Origin of the sequence: Exiguobacterium sp. UBA5002, from assembly GCF_002396765.1 — a bacterium.
Taxonomy (GTDB): domain Bacteria; phylum Bacillota; class Bacilli; order Exiguobacteriales; family Exiguobacteriaceae; genus Exiguobacterium_A.
Map to the genome: position 1 here is coordinate 1 of NZ_DGYQ01000022.1, position 24,149 is coordinate 24,149.

Here is a 24,149-nt window from a genome sequence, read left to right on the forward strand (position 1 = left end):
CGTCGCATCGACGCGTGACGAGTCGCCGTTCGTCTACAAACCGATGGATGAAATCATCCGTAACACGAAAGAAACGGTCGATGTCGTCGAGGTCATTAAACCGCTGTATAACTTTAAGGCGAAGTGATAGAAGGATATCAACAATGGGGGAGGATGTTCTATGAATTATAAGGGGACTATGTTGATTCTGTTTTCAAGTGTGTTTTTAATCGCTGGATGCAAGGATGAGGCGGTCGCGACGGAACAGAAAAAAGTAGAAGTCAAAACTACTACGCATACGAATCAAACGAAACACCCCATCTTAAATCCAGTTCAGTATGAAAAGCTGTTCAAGCATATGAATGAACACTTGAAGATGAATCAGTTTCAGTTGAAGGGAAGTACGATCGGTGCAGACTTCACGGCTGTCGACCAATCCTTGAGTTTTGGGAAAAGACGATGGTTAACGGTTGACGGAACGATTGACACGCCATCGACCCAGGAGACACTTTATTTTGAAAACGAAAAACAAGATACGCGGTTAGCGATTCATTTTGCGTATACGGATCGATACATAGGCAATGATTTGGTTCAGTATCAATCAAACGGTGATTACGGCGAGCTCCTCATCATCAGCTACAAAAATATCCTCATAACCGTGCAACACAATTCTATACAGAAAGTCGATCCTGACACGACACAGGAAACAGCAAAACAGGTAATCCAGGAATTAAAAAACGTTCCCGTTTAAAACGAGAACGTAAAGAAGACAACTTTGATTTGATTAGACCGTACCATCCGGTAATGTCTCACCTGTCCGGCGAATCGTCGCGCCAAGTTCAGCGGCGATCGCATTGACGGCTTCTGAATCTTCGTTGACTTCACTGATCAAGATGACACCGTAATGGTCGGGATCAATCTGATTCAGCGTCCGGTTGAATAAATCAAACGATTCCCGTTCATTCTTTTCATCCCGGTTCGCACCGATCAAATAACCAGCAACGGAACCGACGAGCATACCGAACGGACCTCCGACGACACCGATCGCCATGCCGATCAATGAGCCTTTAAAGGATTGGTCCTGTTGCGTGAAGTCGATGGCATCGATAAAAGAGAAGCCCTCTGCTTCGTCACGTTTTGCGAGAACCATCTGATCCATCTCGATTTCCTTAATTGCCTCAAGATCCTTAATCATCGCAAAGCCTGTTTTTGCTTTTTCTAAATCACTGAAAATGATTGTCGTAATAACGTGCGTTGCATCGCTTTTATATTTCGCCATAATAAACGCCTCCACAAGAATCGGATATCGTACTACACTTTTTAAGTACCCTGAACATTCTAAATGGAAACGCCTGACTGGAAATATGAGAAAAACAGGACAACAGAATAATTTTCTAATATTGGCAATAAGTAAAACTTATCGAAAGTCTTTTGTTCTTTCAAATTGTAACGGAATCCATATTATACTATGATAGAACTGTACAAGTAAGCGGTATCAGGGGCTTGATGTCGTGAACACTTAAAGGGGGAATCACCATGAAGCAAACAGATGTGTCGCAAGATGTCTTTGGCGCACGCCGTTCGTTTGAAGCAAACGGTAAGAATTATCAGTACTATAGTCTTGAAAAATTGGAAGAACTCGGATTGACGGAAGTCAAACGTCTTCCATACTCGATTCGTGTCCTACTCGAGTCAGTACTTCGTCAACAAGATGGTCGTTCGATCACACGTGAACACGTCGAGAACTTGGCGAAATGGGGAACAGCTCAAGTTTCGAACGATGTCGATGTTCCGTTCAAACCGTCACGCGTCATCCTTCAGGATTTCACAGGTGTTCCAACGGTCGTTGACCTCGCGTCACTTCGTAAAGCGATGCAAGATCTCGGTGGAGACCCATCGGTCATCAACCCAGAAGTACCAGTCGACCTCGTCGTTGACCACTCGGTTCAAGTCGATGCTTACGGTTTTGCTGGAGCACTTGCAGAAAACATGGATCTCGAATTCGAACGTAACGAAGAGCGTTACAAATTACTTCGCTGGGCGACATCGGCATTCGATAACTACCGTGCCGTACCACCCGCAACAGGGATCGTCCACCAAGTTAACCTTGAGTACTTGGCATCTGTCGTCCTCGAAAAGGAAACAGCAGACGGTACAGTTGATGTGTACCCGGATACACTCGTCGGAACGGACTCACATACGACGATGATCAACGGTCTTGGCGTCCTCGGTTGGGGAGTCGGTGGGATCGAAGCGGAAGCGGGCATGCTCGGACAGCCATCGTTCTTCCCAGTACCAGAAGTCATCGGTGTACGCATCACAGGTGAGATGCACCCAGGAACGACAGCAACAGACGTTGCCCTTCGTGTAACGGAAATGCTCCGTCAAGAGAACGTCGTCGGTAAATTCGTCGAGTTCTTCGGTCCATCACTCCACTTGATGTCACTTTCTGACCGGGCAACAATCGCGAACATGGCGCCAGAATACGGTGCAACATGTGGATTCTTCCCAGTCGACACAGAAACATTGACGTACCTTCGTCTGACAGGTCGAGATGAAGAATTGATCGAAAAAGTCGAGAACTACTCGAAAGCAAACGGTTTGTTCTACACGCCACAAAACGAAGATCCAACATTCACGAAAACAGTCGAACTTGATCTTTCGACAATCGTTCCTGCCCTTGCTGGACCAAAACGTCCACAAGACCGGATCGATTTGACGGATGTTCATACATCATTCAAAAAAGCGTTGACGGCTCCACAAGGAAACGCTGGATTCGGCTTAGCGGAAGAAGAAGCGAACAAAGTCGCTGTCGTTCAGTTCGAAGACGAAGCAGTTGAAATGCGTACGGGTGACGTTGCGATCGCTGCGATCACGAGCTGTACGAACACATCAAATCCATATGTCATGATCGGTGCGGGACTCGTCGCGAAAAAAGCGATCGAACTCGGTCTTTCGGTTCCAAAATACGTCAAGACATCACTTGCGCCAGGATCGAAGGTCGTTACGGATTACCTCGAGAAATCAGGACTCCAAACGTACCTTGACGAACTCGGATTCAACACGGTCGGTTACGGCTGTACGACATGTATCGGGAACTCTGGTCCACTCGACCGCGCTGTCGAAGACGCGATCCTCGGTTCAGACTTACTCGTTTCGTCTGTCCTCTCAGGTAACCGTAACTTCGAAGGTCGTGTCCACCCGCTCGTTAAAGCGAACTATTTGGCTTCACCACCACTCGTCGTCGCGTATGCACTTGCAGGAACAGTCGACGTCGATATCATGAACGCGTCACTCGGAACAGGCAAAGACGGACAAGAAGTCTTCTTCGCTGACATCTGGCCGTCACGTGATGAGATCCAAACGATCATCAACACAGTCGTCACACCAGAAAGCTTCCGTGCAGAATACGATTCAGTCTTCACAGGAAACGAACGTTGGAACAATCTTGACGTGCCAACAGGAGATCAGTACGACTTCGACGGTGAGTCGACGTACATCCAAAACCCACCGTTCTTCGAGAACTTGGCGAAGGAAGCTGGTCAAGTCGAAGCCCTCAACGGACTCCGTGTCTTCGGTAAGTTTGCTGATTCGGTCACGACGGACCACATCTCACCAGCGGGTTCATTCTCGAAAACGACACCAGCCGGTCAATACCTCGTCAACAAAGGGGTTGCACCAAAAGACTTCAACTCATACGGTTCACGTCGTGGTAACCACGAAATCATGATGCGCGGAACGTTCGCGAACATCCGGATCCGTAACCAAGTCGCACCAGGTACAGAAGGTGGCTTCACGACGTACTGGCCAACAGGCGAAACGATGGCGATGTACGATGCTGCAATGAAGTACAAAGAAGATGGCACAGGTCTCGTCATCCTCGCTGGTAAAGATTACGGTATGGGTTCTTCACGTGACTGGGCAGCAAAAGGAACGAACTTGCTCGGCGTCAAAGCCGTCATCGCGGAGAGCTTCGAGCGGATTCACCGTTCAAACCTCGTCATGATGGGTGTTCTTCCACTTCAATACGTGGCAGGTACGACAGCTGAAACACTTGGTTTAACAGGTGAAGAAGCAATCAGCATCGCAATCGATGAGTCTGTTCGTCCACGTGACATCGTTAAAGTCACAGCAACAGCGGCAGACGGAAAAGTCACTGAATTCGAAGCGATCGCTCGTTTCGACTCAGAAGTCGACATCGATTACTATCGTCACGGCGGGATCCTTCCAATGGTCCTTCGTGAGCGTCTCCAACAATCATAAGTTGTCTAATCAAAGGTGGGGGAAACCCCACCTTTTTTTGACGAGAGGAGGAAAAAGGTGAACCGATTCAAGAAGTGGTTTCAACCGAAGGAAGACCAGCCGTTGCCGATGCGTGACGTGACGCTTGATGAAGTCAAACAAGCGACGCATGCCTTTGAATCCGAACTACCGAAAGGGACGAATCGGACAGTGCTTCTAGATAATGAGCAACGCATCGACTTAAAGCAGCTGGAGCCGTATTTGAAAGCACGTTCGACACAAGTGTTTTACATGTCGCGTGAGACATTCACCATCATGGAGGCAAAAGACCGGGAACTCGTCTATGAGATGGATCATGTCCAGGTTGCCGTCGATCGCTATTTTGACCGGGTGAAGAAACTCCCGTTGAAACCATATAGCAAAACGTTTCAAGTCGACTGTGCGATGTTGTTTCAAGATGGCTATTTGCGTGAAATGCCGCATCATAGCTATTACTTGGTCGATGAGTCGATGATCGTCTCGCTGACGCCGAAGGAAGCATAAACGTAATCAAGGGTGGACCGAATTCATTCGGTTCGCCTTTTTTGTCGTCCTGACCGTTTTCTGATTTGTTCAAAAGTCTGACGAATTTAGTCAGAAATCGTGAAATCTCGGACAAACCCTTTGTATTCTCCTTATAAAACCGATACGATGATAAGGAATAGAGACTTGAGCTAGGAAGGTGTACATGGCATGACGAAACGAACGAGCACGTGGATTGCAGTAGCAATCGTGGCAATGGCGATCCTCCTTGCCTACAATTTTTATCTCTTGAACAAGACGCAGACCGCAAGCGATGAAAAAGCCGCGACGGTCAAACCGTTTTATACGATGACACGCATCCATTATGTTGAGAAGAAACTCGCGACGAAAAAAGATGAACTTGAATCACGCACGTATGAAGTCGTCTTTAATGACAAAGGTCATTTCCGGACAGAAGTCGTAGACGGTCCGTCAAAAGGATCGCTTGCAATCTGGAACGGGACGATGTTCCGTGAGTATGATGCGACAGGGAAGTTAGTCAATGAGACGAAAGCTGGCAAAAGTGTCAGTGCGCCGCGCCCATTCCTCTCACGTGGCTTCAACGAACAGATCCTCGCCTTCATCAACAAAGGTGACTTCGGACAAGTCGAGGGAGAAGCGGACATCGCCGGAATGGCAGCGGACGTGTATGTGAAAAAAGAACCGTCCAGCACGGTACCAGAAGAATGGATCAAACAATATCCATCGATCTTCGATAAAGAAAACAACCAAGAACAAGCAACGTATTATGTCGCTTCCGACCGTTCGAAAGTACTCGGTGCGGAGTCACGCAATAACGGTAAATTGTTCTACTCTGTCAAGATGAAGAGTTTTGAAACGATCGATACGTTCGATCCGGATTGGTTAAAAGCAAAATAAACAAGAAACGACCGGCGATGACGCTACGAAACGGTAGCGGGCAAAGTCGGTTTTTTCGAGACGCAGGAGGTTCAACATGGAAGCATTCTCGAAAGAGGAGATGTTCAATCAAATCAAAGCGTGGGAAGAGGGCGCGAAGGTCGAGGAGGTGCTCGCGCTACGTTATGCTCAAAGTAGCCGGTTGCTTGGAGAGACGGAAGCACTCGTCCGCATCTTGGCGTTACTCGTCGAACATCGCTATATCATGACAGGACGACTGGATGCCTTAGCTGAGAGTTGGATGCAAGAAATCCGTCAGCATGGTCGTTTGCCAGCCCGTCTTGAGCAGTTGTTGACGGAACAACAATTACAAAGTACGTATCAGCGCCTTGTCGCGCATACGTTTCCGACGATTCGCGAGACGGACAACGCGAACGCCAAACGATCAGCGACGAAGGAACTGATTCTCCAAGCAAGTCAAATCGTCGAGGAGACGGAACAAATCGTCGAACTGACGGAACGACTTCGTCGGTTGGATGCCGGACGCTGGACGGAACTGTTCGAGGCTGGAACGGCATTACTGCGTTCGAGTGCCACGCTTGAACAGACAGCACAGACATTCGTCGATAGCCTACAAGAGCGCTTCTATTCCCGGGAAGCGTTCCGCGAGATGACGGAACTGAAAGCGACGACGATCCAGGATCTCAAACGTGTCGTCGCTTTGCTCCCTGTCGAAAGCAAACAAGTCGAACGTTCAGCACTCGAGGAACTTGACGCGATGATTGGTCTCGAAGACATCAAACAACGGGTCCATCATATGTATCGTTTCTTGAAGTATCAACAAAAACGATCGGAAGATGGCTACCGTTCAAGCGATCAACCATCGCTACACATGATCTTCATGGGTAATCCCGGAACCGGAAAGACGACCCTTGCCCGTCTGATGGCGAAGATCTACCATGAACTCGGACTACTCGAACGACCGGAAGTCGTCGAGACGGATCGTTCGTCGCTCGTCGGTGCCTTCGTCGGACAGACGGAAGAACAGGTCATGAGCAAGGTCCGGGAAGCTGTCGGAGGTGTACTCTTCATCGATGAAGCCTACGCCTTAAAGCGTGCCGGACAAAGTGGGAACGACTATGGGCAGGCAGCGATCGATACGCTCGTCGCTGCGATGACGAGTGGGGAATATGCAGGGCGATTTGCGGTTGTGCTTGCTGGATACCCAGAAGAGATGCGTGATTTCCTGAAGGCGAATCCTGGACTCCGGAGTCGTTTCCCGGAGTCAAATCATTATCTACTCGCTGACTATACGGATCAGGAGCTGCTCGCCATCGGACGTTCGATCGCGACCGCGAACGATTACGTCTTGACGGAACAAGCAGAGCGGGCGTTGCTCGGACGGCTTGAGCGAGAACGAGTTGACGCCAGTTTCGGAAATGGACGCGCCGTCCGTAATATCGTGCTTGATGCGATCTTCAAGAAGGGATCAAGCCTTGGAGAGAGTGCCAGTCACGAAGACTTTGCCTTACTCGAACAAGAAGACTTCGAGATGGTGCAAGAACCGGACGCGACGGTAGAAGAACGGATCGCTTCGCTCGTCGGATTGTCTGATCTAAAGGATGAATTGAAACAGATCGAAGCCTTATTATCAATGCAAAAACGCCGTCGTGAAGCCGGTTATAAGGTATTACCGGTCGAACTGCATGCGGTCTTTAGCGGCAATAGTGGAACCGGTAAGACGACTGTCGCTCAGCTTTATGCCGATGTCTTACGACAATGCGGCTATTTAAAACGCGGACACTTGAAAGTCGTCAGCCGAGCTGACCTCGTCTCCGGATATGTCGGACAGACCGCGCAAAAGACACGCGACGCGATTCGAGACGCGCTGGGTGGTGTCTTATTCATTGATGAAGCCTATGCGTTAAACGGTGGAGCAAATGACTTCGGGAAGGAAGCCATCGATACGCTCGTGGATGAGATGACGAAACATCAAGACAATCTCGTCGTCGTCCTTGCAGGTTACGAGCAACAAATGAACGCCTTGCTCGCGAGTAATCCGGGATTGAAGTCGCGCTTCAAGCGGTCGTTCCACTTCCCAAATTATTCGCCAGACGAGTTGATTCAAATCATTGAAGGATATGCGGCACGATTCGGATATGAGCTGACGGAGGACGCGCGACAGACGCTTACCGAGAAGATTGATGTCGTTCCGAACGGAAACGCACGGGCGGCGATCACGATCGTCGAACAGGCGATCGCGAAACAATCGATGCGATTAATTGACAAAGTTAGCTTATCCGGTTCAGAATGGTCCTATCTTGAAAAAGAGGATTTTTAAGGGGGAAGCTACATGCATACGATTGAAATACCTGTTCGGTACGCCGAGACGGACATGATGGGCATCGTCTATCATTCGAACTATCTCGTCTATCTGGAACTGGCACGGACAGAATTAATCCAGTCCTTGGGTCTTAATTACAAGGAGATGGAAGATGCGGGTTATGTCTCCCCGGTTACGAATGTCAATCTCGATTATAAGCGCTCGTTGACGTACGGTGATACGGCGGTCGTCACGGTCTGGATTGATCATTACGATGGCTTACGGACGATTTATGGTTATACCGTCAAGCATCCAGACGGAAAACTTGCGGTATCGGCAAAGACGACACATGTCGTCGTCAAGAAGGAAAACTTCCGACCGATTCGTTTGCCGAAGGTGTTCCCAAACTGGCACGACATCTACGAGAAGATGAGTGAGACGGACGCAGCACTCTTAACGGAAGCGTGAAGATGTACAACAATAGCGGGATCGATTTTATTGAATCGGTTCCGCTTTTTTTTAATTGCACCCTGAACAGTAAAATTTAGCACTTGGTACTAACGACCGATGACAAAGTCAGAATCATTTGCGAAAATAAAGAAGCTGAAGTAAGGTAGGGTCTTAGTCCATCTGTTGGAAGTAGGCTCGACGGATGGAACAATTAGCGGTAACATAGAGAAGCATAAAAAGAAGAGGGGTCTTACTCATGAAAAAAATCGTAACCGTTAGTACGTTAGCGCTTCTCCTTGCAGGATGTAATCCTGGAGATCAACAAGCGGACGATACGACGAAAACTGAACAGAAATCAGATGAGACAACACAATCAAAAGACGAAACGAAAAAAGAAGACACAGCAAAAGACACGAACAAAGAAGAAACAAACAAAACAGACAAAACAGATGAAACAACGAAAGACGATACGTCAGAAGATGCAAAACAAGAAGACAAGTCATCTGAAGACAAATCTTCCGATGAGACGACACAAGAGGACCAAGGATCTTCGGATGAGGCAACGAAGGATGAAACAGAAAAGAAAGATGATACACCTGCAGCAGAGAACAAAACAGAAGACAAAAAGGACGAATCGACGGATAAACCGGATAGTTCGTCTCAGGATCCAGAGCAGGAAAAACCATCGAAACCAGAAGATGAGACGCCAGACGTCGATAAATCAGCAGATGCCAAAGCCGATCTTTCGCTTGGAATGCTCGTCGTCGTCAACAAGAAGTATAGCTTGCCAATCGACTACAAGCCGTCGGATCTCGTCGTTCCAAACGTCAGCTTCTCCTATTCGGGTGTACTTGAACAAAGCTACATGCGAGCACCAGCTGCGAAACAGATGGAAAAGATGTTCGCTGCTGCTAAAAAAGAAGGCGTGACATTGAACGCTGTCAGCGGATTCCGTTCCGGCGCACGTCAAAAAGTATTGTATAATAATTATGTCGCACGTGACGGCAAGGCAGCTGCTGATCAATATTCAGCACGCCCTGGTCACAGTGAACACCAGACAGGTCTCACTTTTGATATTTCGGCACCAAGTGTAGGTAATGGATTAACAGCCGCTCTTGGTGATACGAAAGAAGGAAAATGGATCGCGAATAACGCAGCGAAGTTCGGCTTCATCGTTCGTTACGACCGTGGTTTCCAGTCGCGGACGGGTTATACGTATGAGCCATGGCACATTCGTTATGTCGGAGTCGATGTCGCGACACAAATTAAAAATAACGGACAGACTCTTGAGGAATATATGAAAGTCGGTCACTAAGAGGTTGGAGGTTGACTATGATTGAAATCATAGGGATTTTGGTTCTTGGCTATCTGCTTGGTTCGATTCCGTTCGCATTACTTGTCGGGAAATGGGGACACGGGATCGATATTCGTCAACAAGGTAGCGGGAATCTCGGAACGACGAATACGTTCCGTGTCTTGGGGAAAAAGGCAGGAATCATCGTCTTGATCGGTGATCTTGGAAAAGGAGCCGTCGCGAGCCTTGTTCCGATCTTAATGGGCGCGGATGTGCATCCACTGTTTGCTGGATTAGCTGCTGTCGTCGGTCATATCTATCCGATTTTCGCAAAGTTCAAGGGCGGAAAGGCAGTCGCGACGTCTGGTGGGATGTTGCTCGTGACGAGTCCGATTCTCTTCATCTTTCTGCTCGTATCCTTTTTGACGACACTTCGCCTGAGCCGGATGGTCTCGCTCAGTTCGATCGTCGCAGCAAGTGTCGGGATTGTCGTGTCGATCACGATCGGCATCTTGACGAACGATTGGATCGTTCCGACGTTCTTTACGGTTCTTGCGTTGTTCGTCATCTTCAAGCACCGTGATAACATCCAACGGATTCGCCAAGGAACAGAGTCTAAGATTCCACTCTTTGCAAAGAAATCGTCTGAATGAACGACTAATGACGCGCCTGCATCTCACTCATTGAGAGGCAGGCGCGTCTTTCGTTTGATGAAAGAGTCGGATAACGGACGAATTCAACGACATTTCATAGGAACTACACGTTTATTTACATCGGATTTACAAGACCTTTACAGACGTTCGCTACACTAGAACTAGAACTGGTCTGTAAAGGGGGAAGCGCACGTGTCGTTATTAGGAGAAGAGCGGAAATCACGCATCATGGAATGGCTGGAAGAGGAAGGGAAAGTCATGACGAAGGATTTGATCGAACGTCTCGATGTCTCGGGAGAAACGGTACGACGCTACTTAGAGGAGTTGGAACGCGAACGTCAATTGAAGCGTGTCTATGGCGGTGCTATCTATCAAGGAGGAAAACGGGAGACGCCGATCTCACGGCGAACGGATCAGCTGTCCCGCCGTTTAGCGCGCTATGCGAAAGGGTGGCTCAGTGACTATTCCTGTATCTTTCTCGGACGGGGAGAACCGGTCGAGCATTTGTTACCTTATTTAACGGGAAACGCGACGATCGTTACGAACTCACTGATGGTCGCTAGTCACTTGGAGCAGTGCCGTAAGACGGGACCGTTCAAAGGTGAAATTCGATTACTCGGTGGGACAGTCGATGCCTACGGGCAGACGGTCGGAGTCGAAGTCTTGCAGGCGCTCGATGCTTACGCTTTTGATGCCTGTTTTCTATCGTTTGACGGTGCTGAAATCGAGCGTGGATTCGTCAGCGATGATATTGAATCCTCGCTGATTCAAAAAGCCGTCATCAGTTGTACGAAGGACGTCTATGCCTTTTTGGCAAATGATGAATTCCAGGGCAATCGTAAATATAAGGTGGCGGAGTTCCGCCGTGCGAAGATCGTTCTCAGTCCAGCCTCCTATCCACCATCGTGGGAGATGAAACTGTTCAACGAACGCGTGAACTGGATGGTCGTCTCATGATACACTGATGCGGGAGGGATGCATCATGTTAGAAATCATCGCATCGACCGTAGAAGAAGCGGTCGCAGCAGAACAAGCCGGAGCGGACCGGATCGAGCTCGTTTCCGCATTATCCGAAGGGGGATTGACGCCGAGCTACGGACTGATCCGTCAAGTCGTCTCGACGGTCGAGATTCCGGTTCACGTCCTCGTGCGACCACATAGTAAGTCGCTCGTCTATTCGAAATCAGATGAGGAGACAATCATCACGGATATTGACTTGATCCGTGAACTCGGTGCAGCCGGGATCGTCGTCGGCTCATTGACAGCAGACGGTCGTGTCGACGAAGGTTTCCTCGGTCGCATCATCAAACATAAAGGGGAACTGTCATTGACGTTCCACCGAGCAATCGACAGTAGTCGTGATATTCTTGAAGCGGCAGAAGTACTCGCTGATTTTCCGGAAGTCGACCGGATCTTGACGTCAGGTGGTCAAGCGACGGCACTAGAAGGTAAAGAGACAATCGCACGTTTGATTGCAGACTATCCGGACTTGATCATCTTACCAGGGTCCGGAATCACGCTTGAGAATGCGGAAACGCTTCTTGAAGCGACGAAGGCATCGGAACTGCATGTGGGATCCGCTGTCTTACAAGACGGTATCATTCAAAAAGAACGTGTTGAAGCATTGACGCGACTTCTTGGCTAATCCTATACCGAACGAATCCATTTTTCGAATCTGATGAGATGAGAGAAATGGATTTTTTTGTATGTCTTCGTGACGGATTTTCGACGATTCCGTGACGCGCTTGAAAAGCAGAGTGGGATAACTAGGTTTTTCAACGGGACTACGCTAGAATCAAAGATGGAAATAGTGGAAATGAAGGAGTACGACATGATACCAAAACAATTAAAACAAGACGCCCTTGGTACGTTAAAAGGACGCTGGCTGGTCGGGCTAAGCATCTCGATCATCTACTTCCTTATCTTTGCGCTCGCTGCAAGCCGGATGTCCTTTGACCAAGATGACATCGACAGCATGGTCCGTTTCATCGGACTGAACATGGTCGTAACGATCGTCCTTGCTCCGGTGACGGTCGGACGAACGATTGCTTACTTACGTTTCACCCGCGGGGAGTCTGCCGGAATCGGAACGTTATTCGAAGGATTTTCTTCGTTTCGACGTGCTTTCCGGACGATTGCCGCTTACGCGATCGTGACGGTATTGGTCTATGTCGGATCATTTTTGATCTTACCGGCATTGTACTTTTATCTAGCGTATCGCCTCGTTCCGTATATCTTGGTCGACCGACCGGAATTGTCGTTTTGGCAAGTCCTCGGTGAGAGTCGTCGGATGATGAAAGGGCATAAGCGTGAACTGATCATGCTTTACCTGAGTTTCATCGGCTGGGGTATCCTCGCACTACTTAGTACTGTGGGGGTCATCTTCTTGACGCCGTATTTCGATACGACGATGGCACACTTCTATGAACGCTTGAAACCAACACGTCAATCATCCGTCGAGGGATGAACGAAAAAAGCCTGTACATTACGTCAGTAGACGTAGCGTACAGGCTTTTGCTCATTCTACCGAAGCGCGTGAACGTTCGGCGAGCAACAGATAAAGCGCTTGTGTACCGGAATCAGCATGACCCAACTCAGCAAGTTGTTCATATAAATCCTTCGTCAGTGCAAGACCAGGTGTCGCGATGCCCATCTCAGCGCCGCGTTCGAGGGCAAGCCGCATATCCTTGATGAAGTGTTTGACGAAAAAACCAGGTGAGTAGTTTTCAGCGATGACGCGTGGAATCAAGTTCTCAAGACTCCAGCTACCGGCAGAACCAGATTTGATCGTCTCGATGAATTGCGTCGGGTCAATCCCGGACCGCGTGACGAACAACAGCATCTCCGCTGTTCCGATCATTGAGCCGGCGATTGCGATTTGGTTCGCGAGTTTCGCTGATTGTCCTTTACCAGGACCACCGAAGAGTGAAATCGATTTTCCCATCGCTTCGAATAATGGCTTCGCTTGTACGAAAGCCGCTTCTTCACCACCGACGAGAATGGCGAGTGTCCCGTTCTTCGCACCGAGGTCACCACCTGTGACAGGTGCGTCCAGTGCCTGAAGACCGCTTGCTGCCGCTTCCTTCGCGATGCGTTCTGCAAGAGCCGGACTGGATGTCGTCATATCGATCAGAATCGTTCCTGGTGCCGCATGATCGAGGATTCCGTCTTCGAAGTAGATCTGCTCGACGTCTTGCGGATAACCGACGATCGAGATGACGACGTCGACGTCCGTGACGACGTCTTGAATCGTATCGACGATTTCGACACCATCTGCTTCAAGGACGAGTCCTTTTTCTTTCGTACGATTGTATCCTTTGACTGAAAAACCTGCCTTGCGCAGATTGCGGACCATGCCTTGTCCCATGACACCTAATCCGATGAAACCGACTGTCTTCATACGTGATTCCCCCTTGCACGTTCCGTGCCGATGAATTGTTGCGTTACGAGCTTATTATACAATGGATTATCGACGACAAGACGATCATGTGTCCCGATGCCGGAAATCCGACCATCTTCAAGGACGATGATTTGATCGGCATGACGAACTGTCGCGAGACGATGGGCGATGACGAACGTCGTCCGTCCGACCATCAATCGCTCGAGTGCTTCCTGAACGACCCGCTCGGACTCGGAGTCGAGGCTTGACGTGGCTTCATCCAGCAATAGAATTTCCGGATCTCGGAGGAGTGCACGTGCGATCGCAATCCGTTGGCGTTGACCACCAGACAACTTGACGCCCCGTTCTCCGATTTCAGTCGCATAACCTTCCGGGAATCGTTCAATGAACGTATCGGCATTCGCCATCCGTGCAGCCGCACGGATTTTGTCTTCACTGATGTCATCTGTCAGACCGTAGACGAGATTGTCACGGATCGTTCCTGATAAGACGGGGGAATCCTGCGCGACATAACCGATTGCCTGTCGCCAAGACGATAACGTCAAATCAGAAATGGGTTGATCTCCGAGACGGATTTGTCCTGACGTCGGTTGATAAAATCGCTCAAGTAACGCAAATAATGTCGTCTTCCCGGAGCCACTCGGACCGACGATCGCTGTCGTCTTGCCGCGTGGTAAAGTAAAACTTACATCCTGCAAGATCGGCGTCTCATTATATCCGAACGATAGGTGATCGACCGTGACGTCTGTAAACGGACGAAGTGCGTCAACTTGACCAGGTGCTTCCGGTGTCTCATCGAGAAGCTCGATGATTCGCTCTGTCGCCCCGCGAGCCTTCTGTAACTTCGTGATGAATTCAGTCATCGTCACGAGTGGCGTCATGATTTGAAACAAATAGAGTGAGAAGGCGACGAGTTCACCTGCTGTGATCTGGTTCGTCGCGACGCGGTAGGCACCAAAGCCGATGATCAAGATCAACATCGTCGTCAAGGTGACGTTAAAGATTGGCAACAAGAGGGCTTGGATTCGTCCTTCCTTGACGCCATAGCCATAAAGATTCTCAATGCGAGTTTTCCCACGGTCGAGCTCATAGGATTCAGTCGCTTGCGATTTGACGAGTCGGACTTCACCAAGCATCTCGGCAAAAAAACCGGATAATCCTGCGAGTTCCTTCTGAGTCTCACGGGATATCTTATGCAGCTTCCGCACGAGCGGGATGATGATTAGTAGCGTCACGGGTACAGCGATGACCATAACGAGTGTCATCTGCCAGTCGAGGAAGAACAGAATCGTGATCGCTCCGATGATCGAGACGAGTGATGTCAGCAGGCGGACGAGTTGCTCCGACAGCAATTGCTGGAGTGTCGTAGCGTCACTATTGAGTCGTGAGACGAGCTCACCGGATTTCGTCTCATCATAGAACGGAATCGATAGCGCTAATAGATGCTTCCATAGAAGCGTTCGTAAATTGGCGACGATCCGTTGACCGACGATCTGTAACCAATAGATCGATAAAGCGTTCGCGACGACTTGGACGAGGAAAACAATCACAAATAAACTGATCAATTGTGGTGTCAGTCGATCGACAGTAAAACCATCAATCAACGTCTTTAAGAACCAAGGAATGGCGAGCGCAGCCAGCGCTTGGATGACGGAGACGGAAACGGCAGCGGATAATAATCCGACCGGGGGTTTCGTTTTTTTCAATAACAGGTAAAAAGATTGGAACGTCGCAGCGTTCATTTCAACACATCCTCTCTTTTCCATTGTCCGAAAGAACGAAGAAACGGTCAAATGGGAAACGCGACTTGACAAGAAATCTTTTGGTTTGTGACACTGATAGTGGAACCAACAAGGGAGGATGCAGATGTCTATTTTCGTAGATGCGGACGGATGTCCCGTTGTCGATCTCGTCGTTCGACACCGACAGGGACGTGACGTCTTTTTAGTTTGTGATACAGCACACCAGATGATGCGGGAGGGGGCGACGACGATTACGGTCGGACAAGGTCCAGATGCTGTCGATTACGCAATCGTCAATCGGATGAAACGTGGCGATCTCGTCGTGACCCAAGACTACGGTTTAGCAGCACTCGTCTTAGCGCGAGGAGGACTCGCAATGGACCAAAACGGTCGTGAGTTCACGAACGATAATATTGATTTATTACTTCATACACGGCATGTCGGACAACAAATCCGACGAGCCGGTGGACGGACGAAAGGACCGAAAAAACGGACACGTGATGCGGATCGGGCATTTGAAGAAGCATTTCGTGCATTAGTGCACACCATCATATAAGTAAGAATGTACTTGAACTGTTGATACAGCAAGGACCATGCTATAATTTGAAACAGGAATGAATTCAGAAAGGAGGATGCACGTTGAAACGAATTTTACGCGACCACTCGAAGGACCGTCCTTACCGATTGCGCCAAGGAACGGTTCCGGCATCAGCTGAGGCACGACTCACTTCACTCGATCAACGTGAAATCAATCGGTTACAACAGAATTTACGGGAAGTCGAACTGAAATTGAAGCAACGTAATGAAATCATGGAAGCGCTAGCGACACAAAATGTCGAAGCGGCCTGTGAGACCGTCCTGACGATTCTGTTGCAACTGCTCGATGTAAAAGAAGGTGCCATCCTCTTGTACCGTCGTGAACAATTGAATCATTTCGTCGCGCAAGGCATCGACGAGATGGAGCTGATCGAAAAAGATCTCGATCAATATTCGGTCTTACGTCGGGCGTTCGTCATGCGTAAATCGGTTCAGTTGCCAATCAGTGAGCAGTTCGAGTCGGCAATCCCGGTCCAGTCCCCAAGCAACGGACAAGTCGTCGGATTGCTTTATGTTCGTCATGCCTTCGCTCAGTTCAATCTAGAGCAAGTCGGGGACTTACTTGATCTATCACGAAAACTCGGGATGACGCTTGAGCGCCATCTGTTGTTCCATCAGATGGAGCATGAAAAAATCAAGACGTATCAGCTACTGGACTCGATTCGGGAAGCTGTCCTATATATCGAGAGTAGCGGAGAACAGATTTATGCAAACCAAGCATTGTTGAACATGTTTCCCCCGAAGCTCGTCAATCAAGCGCAAGGATTCCGTCATGCGTATGAACGGGCGACGTCGCTGTTTGAGCATGTCGATCAGCCGGACGCACTTCATGACTATATCGGTCAACTAATGAACGGGGATATTCCGGGAGAAACAATCGAACTCTCGGCGTTTCGTGGGAACTTATTACTCAGTGCCTACGCTGAACGGATTGCGATCGCGAACGTCGAATGGGGAATGATGCTCGTCTTACGCGACGTGACGAAAGACAAGGAACTCGATCTTAAACAGGCAGAGTTCGTCTCGATCGTATCGCACGAGTTGCGGACACCGCTCTCTTCCATCATGGGCTTTACGGAGTTACTGATGAAACGAGAAGTCGATCCGAAGCGCCAAAAGCGGTATTTGCAGACGATTCATTCGGAAACCGTTCGATTAGCGGAATTGATCAATGATATCCTGGAAATTCAGAAAGGGGAAGATTCGACGCAGGGCACGCAAAAAGAACCCCTTGATTTGAAACAGTTGATATTCGAGATGAAGCCGATGTTTGATCTTGCGAGTCAGGCACACCGAATCAGTGTTCAGTTCGAATCAGGAGACTATACGGTATCAGCCAGCAGTGAGAAGATGAAGCAACTGTTTACGAACCTAATCATGAATGCGATAAAATATTCGCCTGAGGGCGGCGCAATCCGGATCAAAGGGTCAAACCAATCGGATCAATTACGGATTGAGATTTCGGACGAAGGGCTCGGTATACCAGAGAAAGCCCTACCTTACATTTTTGATAAGTTTTATAGAGCCGATAATTCGGATACACGTAAAATCGGCGGAACCGGCTTAGGGCTCGCGATTTGCCGAATGATCGTGCTCGATCATGGAGGAGCGATTTCCGTTCAATCGACGGAAGGAAAAGGTAGTACCTTCATCATTCAACTTCCAGTTGACGTATGACCACGACAGAACCAGAAAGGAGGAAGACACGGTGAATAATAACTCACACATTCGTTATGAAGCTTTGCATCCACTCGTCGAAGAAATTCTTGAAAAACTGAGTGAACGAATCGGCGTCAATACATTATTTTTTGCATTAAACGATTCTTACAGCAATTTTGTCGTTAAAGCAATCAACCAAGACCGTCAGTTGATCGAAGAAGGCTCGACCCATGTCTTCCAACATGTCCTCTGTAAGCTGGTCGTCGATGAGACGGATGGGAAGGTCTCGATCAATGAATTGCTCAATGATCCATTGACGGTCAATCATCCGGTCACGAAAGCACTTGGAAACGGTAGCTTTTTAGGGGTGGCGATCAAAAACGCAGAGAACGAGAAAATTGGCACGTTATGTGCCTTTGACGATCAACCATTCGACTTCAAGGAACAGGACATCGCGCTCGTTGAACGATATGCAGATATCATCAGTAAATCAATCAATGTCGAAACATACGTCATTAAGGATGCCCTGACCGACGTCTATAACGAACGCTATATGAATCGTTTGATTTCGAGTGTGACGATCCATCCGGCCTTTTTGATGGTCTTGAACCTCGATCGTTTTCATGCGATCAATGCAATGCATGGATACCGATCCGGGAACGAAGTATTGCGCGAAATTGCAAACCGGCTGAAATATGTTCCATTACCGAATCATGTCGTCGGACGAATGGATGGTAATGAATTCGTCGTCTTAGCGGCACTTGAGCAGGAACAGGAATTCGAACAGCATGCAGAAGAGTACGCTCGCATCGTCACGGAAGCGATTGAACAACCGATCGTTGGTGTCGCGGACGAACCGATTCACGTGACGGCATCGTCTGGGGTCAGTCTCCTGACCGGTGACATGGCGAGTCGTCAGACGCAGATTTATGCAGCGGAAGCCTTGATGCAACAAGTGAAACACGACGGGAAACGTCGGACCTCGTTCGTCAATCCGAACCGACATGCGGAGCAACACCCGTTTGCATCGGTCCTTGAATCAGAGCTGTCGCATGCACTGAAACGAGGGCAGTTCGAGCTTTATTACCAATGGATCGTCGATGCGAAACAAGAACATTATGTCGCGGTAGAAGCACTTCTACGCTGGAATCATCCAGTGCTTGGGTTCGTCAGTCCGACGGATTTTATTCCGATTGCCGAGAAGATGGAGATTTTCCCAGACATCGGTCGATTTACGATCCGTCAGGCAATCCTGGATCAACGGCGCTTGGAGGAGACATTTGGACGTAAGATTTCCGTCGCCGTCAATCTGTCGGCGAATCAGTTCGAGTCAGATCAACTATTTTCCGAGTTGCTCCGACTGACAGAGGAGTCATACTTCCCGAATGAACGACTCATTCTTGAAATTCGGGAAGAAGTACTGCAGACACGTCGCCGTTTTGCGATCAACCGGTTGGAACAATTGCGTCAAGCAGGCTATCGTTTGACCGTCGATCATTTTGGAAGTCATTACGCATCACTCAATTCGTTATTGCGTTTACCTGTTCAAGCGGTCAAGCTTGATCCAATCTTTACGCGTCGCCTCGTCCAAAATCAGTTGGAGCGCTCGATGATTCGGTCTGTTCATTCGTTGACGTCTGTGCTGAACATCGCGCTCGTGATTCAAGAGGTTGAGACCGCGTCTCAACTCCAACAGATTCAACTGCTGGATGAGGACCTTTATGTGCAAGGCTATGAGGTACATCACCCTCAGCCAATTGACCAATTACTCATCGAGGACATTGTTCGCGGGCACGCCGAGGTTTAATCGTTCTTCAGTCGGGAATACTTTAAAATGTGGAACAAGTACATTTTAAGGGGGATGCCAAATGGCGAATCAACACGATAAAGAGACGGATCCGATTACTTCAGGGAACCGTATGACGAAGGATGAGATTGCGGGGCGTGATCCGCAAGACCATACGAATGTACCGGAATCTTCAAAAGAGGAAAAAGAATCGAAGCACCAAGAGCAAGAACAAGATGCTGAGAAAACAGAACGACCAGATGACGATGCTTCGAGTGAAGAAGCACCCGATTTGTCCCATGCTTCAGATGAAGATGGCGATGTCCAGCCGTCTGATGAAGACCAGCAAGATAAAGAATAACTATAAATAAGGGCAATCGACGTTCGGCAGTAATGCCACGCGTCGATTGCCCTTTTTGCTGTATTGTTCTTGAATGATTACTCGCCCCCGCCGTCACCACCACCATCAAATCCTCCGTCGATCCCGCCGTCCGTCGCATGGGACGTGTCGGTCAAATCAATAGGGAAGAGTAAGAACGGAATCGCGTCAGCGCCGTCCGGTGGGAGAATCGAAGATGGGAAGAGTTGTTGCAGGATCTTTTGTTGACTTAAATACAATCGGATTGCTGTCAGATAGACTAAGTCCTTCCGGTATTTAAAATGTAAATCGGAGCGTAACGCCTCTGCCATCCGTTCGAGTGACGAAGCGTGAACGTTTGGATCACCGAGTAACGCAAGCATGCCGTGGAACGACAGCGGAACATGGTGTTTACGATGTATCTTACGGGATGCCTCCACTTGTGCGATATAGCGATCCCAATCGTCTTCAGGCAATAAAGCGAATATCAAGGCGACGACATACGTCTGTTGAGCGCGTCCGAACCGTCGTTTGAGTCGTTGATAGACCGTTTCGATACGCGAGGCGAGTTCGTCTAACTCACCGCGTGTCGTATCGTGAAAATAGACGAAAGAGATCAATAGCGGTGACACGATGAACCGATGTTGTTTTTTGAGGCGTGTGTATAATTGTACCGTTCGTTCAAGTACCGCGTCCTGTGGAGTAAGACGGCTGATGAAAAGGGCAGTAGAGTAGGCATTCAAGGGATGCGACAAGCGATGCGATTTAAAATAGCCATGAATCGACATCATCTCAGCAATCCGACTCGGTGTGTGGGCGTCAAAGGCATGAATCTTCGAAGCAAGCAATAATGCCTGGGTCGTTTGTGTACGCAACCGTATTTTTAAGTCATCTGCTGTCTCAAGCAACACACTTGCGGAAACCTGCTCCGTTCCGATCGTCCGGTCGAATGCCAGTTCGATGAGAATGCCATCCTGATAGGTTCTGAATTCTGGTCCGATGTGATCCAGCTGTCGCAAGAAAGTCGTCGCGATCTCCATGACTGTTCCTCCTCTGCCTTTTCGTATAGTGTATCACGCAGCGAAAGCGTTCTCTTATTTTTTCAGTTGGGTGTCTATCAAGTGTTCTGCTGCGCGCCGGTACAAGTTACTCATATGAGCCATCGCTAAGATCTGTTCCAGTGGGTCGGTCGTCGAGGCGGTCAAAGCTTCTTGTTCCGTTACGAAGCGAGCTGTATTTTGTTCTGCTAACATGAGATAGTCACGGTAAAATCCTTCAAGATCGAGTTGATCCTGTTCGATCCCTTCGTTCAAGGGCGCGAGAATCGTCTTGATATCATTGATCGAAAACGAACTTTTCAATTGATAGATCAAGCTGATCAGAATCAAGTGCTCCTTCGTGTACTTTTTATTCGTGACCGGAAAGAATAATTTCTTTTTGGCATAATTGTTGATCATCGTCTTCGTCAAAATCGTCTCGTCTGCACTTCGCGTCGTTTCCTCGAATGTCCGCTCGAACAGTTGGATGACTTGATCCATATAGAGATCGATATTCGGGATATCCTCGAGCCGTAATTGACGATCGTGTCTCGTGTCGTCAGAATGTGTCATAAAAAACCTCCAAAATCGCTAAAATAGGACTTTCTACTTCTCCATCATATGATAGAATACGTATATAACGCCATGTAGTATTCGAAACTACATATCAGGGGAGGAACGAAAGTGAAAGCTTATATGAGAGAACCGATTAATGGATTAACGCATCTTGGAGGGGCTGTCTTTGCTTTTGTCGGGTTACTGGCACTTGTCATCAAGGCATCGTTAGAACGGGGGGCATCACTTGCGATCGTTGCAGCGATTATTTTTGGTGTCAGTATGATGGCGCTCTATGCCGTCTCAGCGACCTACCATATGGTGCTTGCGAGCGACCGGGCGATCGCAATCTGGCGTCGGTTGGATCATTCGATGATTTATCTGTTGATTGCCGGGTCTTACGCACCGTTTTGCCTCGTCAGTCTGAACGGCCCGACTGGTTGGGTCTTGTTCAGCATCGTCATGTTGATTGCAGTCTCTGGAATCACCTTTAAATTGGTTTGGTTCAACAGTCCACGTTGGTTATCAACGACGCTCTACATCGGAATGGGCTGGATCATGGTATTTGCGATCACACCACTTGCGCAAGTTTTATCACCGCTCGGCATCGGGTTATTGTTCCTTGGTGGTATCTTCTACACGATTGGTGGCATCATCTATGGGCTGAAGCCACGGATCTTATCGTTCAAACATCTTGGATTCCATGAAATCTTCCATATCTTCGTACTACTGGGTAGCCTAGCGCACTTCCTATGTGTCTACTTCTTCGTCTTATGAGGATGTCCTCCTTCAGTCAATGGCTGAAGGAGTTTTTTTGTGTCTGATGGAAAATACAGGAGAAGTCGAGTGTCCTCACGAATGAAAGAACGAATAGATCACGCATAGGAGGAAAAGCATGAAACACACACGATGGCAATTAGAGACACTCTACACGATTGATGATGTCAAAGCAGGTATCGCTTCCATACAAACAGCATTGTCGAATCGGCCGATTGATGTGGCAAAACAGGTCGAGCGTTATCAGCAAGTCGCGCGCGACGTCGAGGAATGGAGCGACTTCATTTATTGTCTGTACGCTGAAGATGTCACGCGCTCAGAAGTCCATCCATTGCTCGAAGAGATCGAAATCGTGCAAGCGATGGTGCGCAGTGAGGCAGCAGCACTCGATACGAAGATAGCCGCACTGTCACAAGAAGAGTGGGAGGAGCTCGTCACGGGTTCACCATACGCCTTTTTCTTGAACGAACGCCGTGACATCCAGTCGCGTCGTGCACCACTGGTTCAGGAACACTTATTGCAGGATCTCGGTGTGGATGGGTTCCAAGGCTGGGGGCAGCTCTACAAACAGCGTTTCATGGCATTACGCGTCGACTTGGATAATAAGCAGGTCACGATCGGTCAAGGGCTACACGAAGCGATGTTCGCACCTGACCGTTCGGCTCGTCTATCGGCAGCGACAGCGGTTGACACCGCGTGTGCACAGGAAGCTGACCTGTTTGCGACGATTCTGAACCGGATTGCTGGCTTCAGATTGCAATCCTACAAGATGCGGAACTGGGAGCAACCATTGACTGAGTTGCTTGAGCAGAACCGGATCTCGGAAGCGAGCCTAACAGCGATGATGGAAGCACTTGATCAACACCGCGACCTCTTTCACGCCTATTACGCTCGCAAGATTGCCCAGGCGGAGCGGGTGACGGGAGAATGGCATGATTTTGAGACGAACACCTATCGCTCCGCCCGTCACATTCCGTTTGAGATGGCAGAGACCATCGTCACGACACAATTCAAACGATTGAATCCGCGACTCGGTACTTTTGCTGAAAACGTGTTTAGTAAGGGATGGGTTGATGCAGAGAATCGTCCTAGAAAAGCGGAAGGCGGATTCTGTGCCGCATTCCCGATTGCCAAGGAGAGCCGGATTTTCATGACGTATCGCGACAGTTATCCGGACGTTGCGACGCTCGCGCATGAATTCGGTCACGCCTATCATAATTATTTACTGCAAGACGAACCGTATTTAAATCAACTCAAAGGAACGAGCATCGCGGAAACAGCTTCGACGTTCATGGAGAATCTAGTGCTCGATGCTGCTATCAAAGAGACAACGGAACGCGAGGAAGTGCTTGCTTTGCTTGAAGTCAAGATCCGGGAAGGGCTGAAATATGCCAGCATCGTTCCCGGGATGTTCCGGTTCGAGCAACGTTTTTATGCGGAACGTCAGCAAGGGACGGTCAGTGCCGAACGGTTAAGTGAACTCCTGCAAGAGGAAGAACGGTTAGCCTATGGTCCAGTATTGCCTGAACCGGCGCGCTATAAATGGATGTACATCAGTCACTTGTTCAATCCGAATCTTGCGTTCTACAACATTCCCTACACGATCGGTTATCTGCTCAGCAATAGTCTGTATCAGACGGTTCAAGCGGATCCGAATCAATTTTCGGCAGTCTTTGAAGCCATCATGCATAATTCCGGTCAAGCGACGATCGATGAGATCGTTAAACGTCATCTCGACGCTGATCCGACATCTGTCGCGTTTTGGATGGAAGCCCAGCAACCGCTCATCCAGGCAATTGAGCAGTACTTGACATTAACGGAATCCTCTCTCTCCGTCGATTGAAGACGAATCGAAACGGGAACAGAAATGTAGGGAGG

At 48.8% G+C, this 24,149-nt stretch carries 22 protein-coding genes and 1 pseudogene; 18 read left to right on the plus strand and 5 right to left on the minus strand.

Going from position 1 to position 24,149, the window contains the following annotated elements; all coding sequences use genetic code 11:
- Both B4C70_RS05815 and B4C70_RS05820 read left to right on the plus strand, forming a co-directional pair.
- A pseudogene (locus B4C70_RS05815) lies at nt 1-127 on the plus strand (RNA-splicing ligase RtcB); the annotation flags it as partial.
- Nucleotides 128-160: 33 nt separating this feature from the next.
- The gene (locus B4C70_RS05820) at nt 161-730 is read left to right on the plus strand and encodes a hypothetical protein (protein WP_290777497.1); all 570 of its coding nucleotides are present in this window, start codon (nt 161-163) and stop codon (nt 728-730) included.
- Nucleotides 731-763: 33 nt separating this feature from the next.
- Here B4C70_RS05820 and B4C70_RS05825 read toward each other — a convergent pair whose 3' ends face one another.
- On the minus strand, nt 764-1,258 hold the full coding sequence (locus B4C70_RS05825) for a hypothetical protein (RefSeq protein WP_195865405.1): 495 nt from the start codon (nt 1,256-1,258) through the stop codon (nt 764-766).
- Between the two features lie 257 nt (nt 1,259-1,515).
- On the opposite strand from B4C70_RS05825, the gene acnA reads away from it, so the two are divergent.
- From acnA to B4C70_RS05875, 10 genes are all read left to right on the plus strand, one after another.
- A complete protein-coding gene (acnA, locus tag B4C70_RS05830) occupies nt 1,516-4,242 on the plus strand; it encodes an aconitate hydratase AcnA (protein ID WP_290777500.1) in 2,727 nt (908 codons plus the stop codon).
- 57 nt (nt 4,243-4,299) lie between these two features.
- The gene (locus B4C70_RS05835) at nt 4,300-4,764 is read left to right on the plus strand and encodes a DUF3939 domain-containing protein (RefSeq protein ID WP_023467798.1); all 465 of its coding nucleotides are present in this window, start codon (nt 4,300-4,302) and stop codon (nt 4,762-4,764) included.
- 189 nt (nt 4,765-4,953) lie between these two features.
- Entirely contained in the window at nt 4,954-5,661 is a 708-nt protein-coding gene (locus B4C70_RS05840) for a hypothetical protein (RefSeq protein WP_290777502.1), read from the plus strand.
- 76 nt (nt 5,662-5,737) lie between these two features.
- Nucleotides 5,738-7,981, plus strand: coding sequence for an AAA family ATPase (locus tag B4C70_RS05845; protein WP_290777504.1), 2,244 nt, complete (start codon nt 5,738-5,740; stop codon nt 7,979-7,981).
- Between the two features lie 12 nt (nt 7,982-7,993).
- Nucleotides 7,994-8,431, plus strand: a complete 438-nt coding sequence (locus tag B4C70_RS05850) for an acyl-CoA thioesterase (protein ID WP_035408645.1) — start codon at nt 7,994-7,996, stop codon at nt 8,429-8,431.
- Nucleotides 8,432-8,669: 238 nt separating this feature from the next.
- Nucleotides 8,670-9,728 (plus strand): D-alanyl-D-alanine carboxypeptidase family protein, encoded by a 1,059-nt coding sequence (locus B4C70_RS05855; RefSeq protein ID WP_290777506.1) that lies wholly within the window; start codon nt 8,670-8,672, stop codon nt 9,726-9,728.
- Nucleotides 9,729-9,745: 17 nt separating this feature from the next.
- Nucleotides 9,746-10,360 (plus strand): glycerol-3-phosphate 1-O-acyltransferase PlsY, encoded by a 615-nt coding sequence (gene plsY / locus B4C70_RS05860; protein WP_290777509.1) that lies wholly within the window; start codon nt 9,746-9,748, stop codon nt 10,358-10,360.
- Nucleotides 10,361-10,552: 192 nt separating this feature from the next.
- Nucleotides 10,553-11,317: a DeoR/GlpR family DNA-binding transcription regulator gene (locus B4C70_RS05865; RefSeq protein WP_023467804.1), complete on the plus strand. Its 765-nt coding sequence runs from the start codon at nt 10,553-10,555 to the stop codon at nt 11,315-11,317.
- A gap of 25 nt (nt 11,318-11,342) precedes the next feature.
- Nucleotides 11,343-12,005: a copper homeostasis protein CutC gene (locus B4C70_RS05870; RefSeq protein ID WP_290777511.1), complete on the plus strand. Its 663-nt coding sequence runs from the start codon at nt 11,343-11,345 to the stop codon at nt 12,003-12,005.
- Between the two features lie 186 nt (nt 12,006-12,191).
- Nucleotides 12,192-12,827, plus strand: a complete 636-nt coding sequence (locus B4C70_RS05875) for a DUF975 family protein (RefSeq protein WP_023467806.1) — start codon at nt 12,192-12,194, stop codon at nt 12,825-12,827.
- Between the two features lie 51 nt (nt 12,828-12,878).
- Here B4C70_RS05875 and B4C70_RS05880 read toward each other — a convergent pair whose 3' ends face one another.
- Both B4C70_RS05880 and B4C70_RS05885 read right to left on the minus strand, forming a co-directional pair.
- Nucleotides 12,879-13,760, minus strand: a complete 882-nt coding sequence (locus tag B4C70_RS05880) for an NAD(P)-dependent oxidoreductase (RefSeq protein ID WP_290777514.1) — start codon at nt 13,758-13,760, stop codon at nt 12,879-12,881.
- On the minus strand, nt 13,757-15,502 hold the full coding sequence (locus tag B4C70_RS05885; protein ID WP_290777517.1) for an ABC transporter ATP-binding protein: 1,746 nt from the start codon (nt 15,500-15,502) through the stop codon (nt 13,757-13,759). The genes B4C70_RS05880 and B4C70_RS05885 overlap by 4 nt, the downstream gene beginning before the upstream one ends.
- Before the next feature lie 124 nt (nt 15,503-15,626).
- Here B4C70_RS05885 and B4C70_RS05890 point away from each other — a divergent pair, with 124 nt between their 5' ends.
- From B4C70_RS05890 to B4C70_RS05905, 4 genes are all read left to right on the plus strand, one after another.
- The gene (locus tag B4C70_RS05890) at nt 15,627-16,058 is read left to right on the plus strand and encodes a YaiI/YqxD family protein (RefSeq protein ID WP_029341287.1); all 432 of its coding nucleotides are present in this window, start codon (nt 15,627-15,629) and stop codon (nt 16,056-16,058) included.
- Nucleotides 16,059-16,141: 83 nt separating this feature from the next.
- The gene (locus B4C70_RS05895; protein ID WP_251137677.1) at nt 16,142-17,776 is read left to right on the plus strand and encodes an ATP-binding protein; all 1,635 of its coding nucleotides are present in this window, start codon (nt 16,142-16,144) and stop codon (nt 17,774-17,776) included.
- 31 nt (nt 17,777-17,807) lie between these two features.
- Complete coding sequence (locus tag B4C70_RS05900; protein ID WP_290777521.1) at nt 17,808-19,565, plus strand: EAL domain-containing protein; 1,758 nt, start codon at nt 17,808-17,810, stop codon at nt 19,563-19,565.
- Nucleotides 19,566-19,626: 61 nt separating this feature from the next.
- A complete protein-coding gene (locus B4C70_RS05905; RefSeq protein ID WP_214729544.1) occupies nt 19,627-19,905 on the plus strand; it encodes a hypothetical protein in 279 nt (92 codons plus the stop codon).
- Nucleotides 19,906-19,982: 77 nt separating this feature from the next.
- Here the strand turns inward: B4C70_RS05905 and B4C70_RS05910 are convergent, their stop codons facing one another.
- The gene (locus B4C70_RS05910; protein WP_290777524.1) at nt 19,983-20,942 is read right to left on the minus strand and encodes a DUF4003 family protein; all 960 of its coding nucleotides are present in this window, start codon (nt 20,940-20,942) and stop codon (nt 19,983-19,985) included.
- Nucleotides 20,943-20,996: 54 nt separating this feature from the next.
- Nucleotides 20,997-21,512 carry a DUF1836 domain-containing protein gene (locus tag B4C70_RS05915; RefSeq protein ID WP_290777526.1) on the minus strand — a complete coding sequence of 172 codons (516 nt, stop codon included), beginning with the start codon at nt 21,510-21,512 and terminating at the stop codon, nt 20,997-20,999.
- Nucleotides 21,513-21,623: 111 nt separating this feature from the next.
- Here B4C70_RS05915 and trhA point away from each other — a divergent pair, with 111 nt between their 5' ends.
- Nucleotides 21,624-22,271, plus strand: a complete 648-nt coding sequence (trhA, locus tag B4C70_RS05920; protein ID WP_023467814.1) for a PAQR family membrane homeostasis protein TrhA — start codon at nt 21,624-21,626, stop codon at nt 22,269-22,271.
- 118 nt (nt 22,272-22,389) lie between these two features.
- Complete coding sequence (locus B4C70_RS05925; protein WP_290777528.1) at nt 22,390-24,114, plus strand: M3 family oligoendopeptidase; 1,725 nt, start codon at nt 22,390-22,392, stop codon at nt 24,112-24,114.
- The last annotated feature ends 35 nt before the right edge of the window (nt 24,115-24,149 follow it).

Excerpts from the sequence above, each read along its gene's own strand:
- B4C70_RS05820 (WP_290777497.1), top strand. The coding sequence starts at position 161 with ATGAATTATAAGGGGACTATGTTGATTCTGTTTTCAAGTGTGTTTTTA.
- B4C70_RS05825 (WP_195865405.1), bottom strand. The coding sequence starts at position 1,258 with ATGGCGAAATATAAAAGCGATGCAACGCACGTTATTACGACAATCATT.
- acnA (WP_290777500.1), top strand. The coding sequence starts at position 1,516 with ATGAAGCAAACAGATGTGTCGCAAGATGTCTTTGGCGCACGCCGTTCG.
- B4C70_RS05840 (WP_290777502.1), top strand. The coding sequence starts at position 4,954 with ATGACGAAACGAACGAGCACGTGGATTGCAGTAGCAATCGTGGCAATG.
- B4C70_RS05845 (WP_290777504.1), top strand. The coding sequence starts at position 5,738 with ATGGAAGCATTCTCGAAAGAGGAGATGTTCAATCAAATCAAAGCGTGG.
- B4C70_RS05850 (WP_035408645.1), top strand. The coding sequence starts at position 7,994 with ATGCATACGATTGAAATACCTGTTCGGTACGCCGAGACGGACATGATG.
- B4C70_RS05855 (WP_290777506.1), top strand. The coding sequence starts at position 8,670 with ATGAAAAAAATCGTAACCGTTAGTACGTTAGCGCTTCTCCTTGCAGGA.
- plsY (WP_290777509.1), top strand. The coding sequence starts at position 9,746 with ATGATTGAAATCATAGGGATTTTGGTTCTTGGCTATCTGCTTGGTTCG.
- B4C70_RS05870 (WP_290777511.1), top strand. The coding sequence starts at position 11,343 with ATGTTAGAAATCATCGCATCGACCGTAGAAGAAGCGGTCGCAGCAGAA.
- B4C70_RS05875 (WP_023467806.1), top strand. The coding sequence starts at position 12,192 with ATGATACCAAAACAATTAAAACAAGACGCCCTTGGTACGTTAAAAGGA.
- B4C70_RS05880 (WP_290777514.1), bottom strand. The coding sequence starts at position 13,760 with ATGAAGACAGTCGGTTTCATCGGATTAGGTGTCATGGGACAAGGCATG.
- B4C70_RS05885 (WP_290777517.1), bottom strand. The coding sequence starts at position 15,502 with ATGAACGCTGCGACGTTCCAATCTTTTTACCTGTTATTGAAAAAAACG.
- B4C70_RS05890 (WP_029341287.1), top strand. The coding sequence starts at position 15,627 with ATGTCTATTTTCGTAGATGCGGACGGATGTCCCGTTGTCGATCTCGTC.
- B4C70_RS05905 (WP_214729544.1), top strand. The coding sequence starts at position 19,627 with ATGGCGAATCAACACGATAAAGAGACGGATCCGATTACTTCAGGGAAC.
- B4C70_RS05910 (WP_290777524.1), bottom strand. The coding sequence starts at position 20,942 with ATGGAGATCGCGACGACTTTCTTGCGACAGCTGGATCACATCGGACCA.
- B4C70_RS05915 (WP_290777526.1), bottom strand. The coding sequence starts at position 21,512 with ATGACACATTCTGACGACACGAGACACGATCGTCAATTACGGCTCGAG.
- B4C70_RS05925 (WP_290777528.1), top strand. The coding sequence starts at position 22,390 with ATGAAACACACACGATGGCAATTAGAGACACTCTACACGATTGATGAT.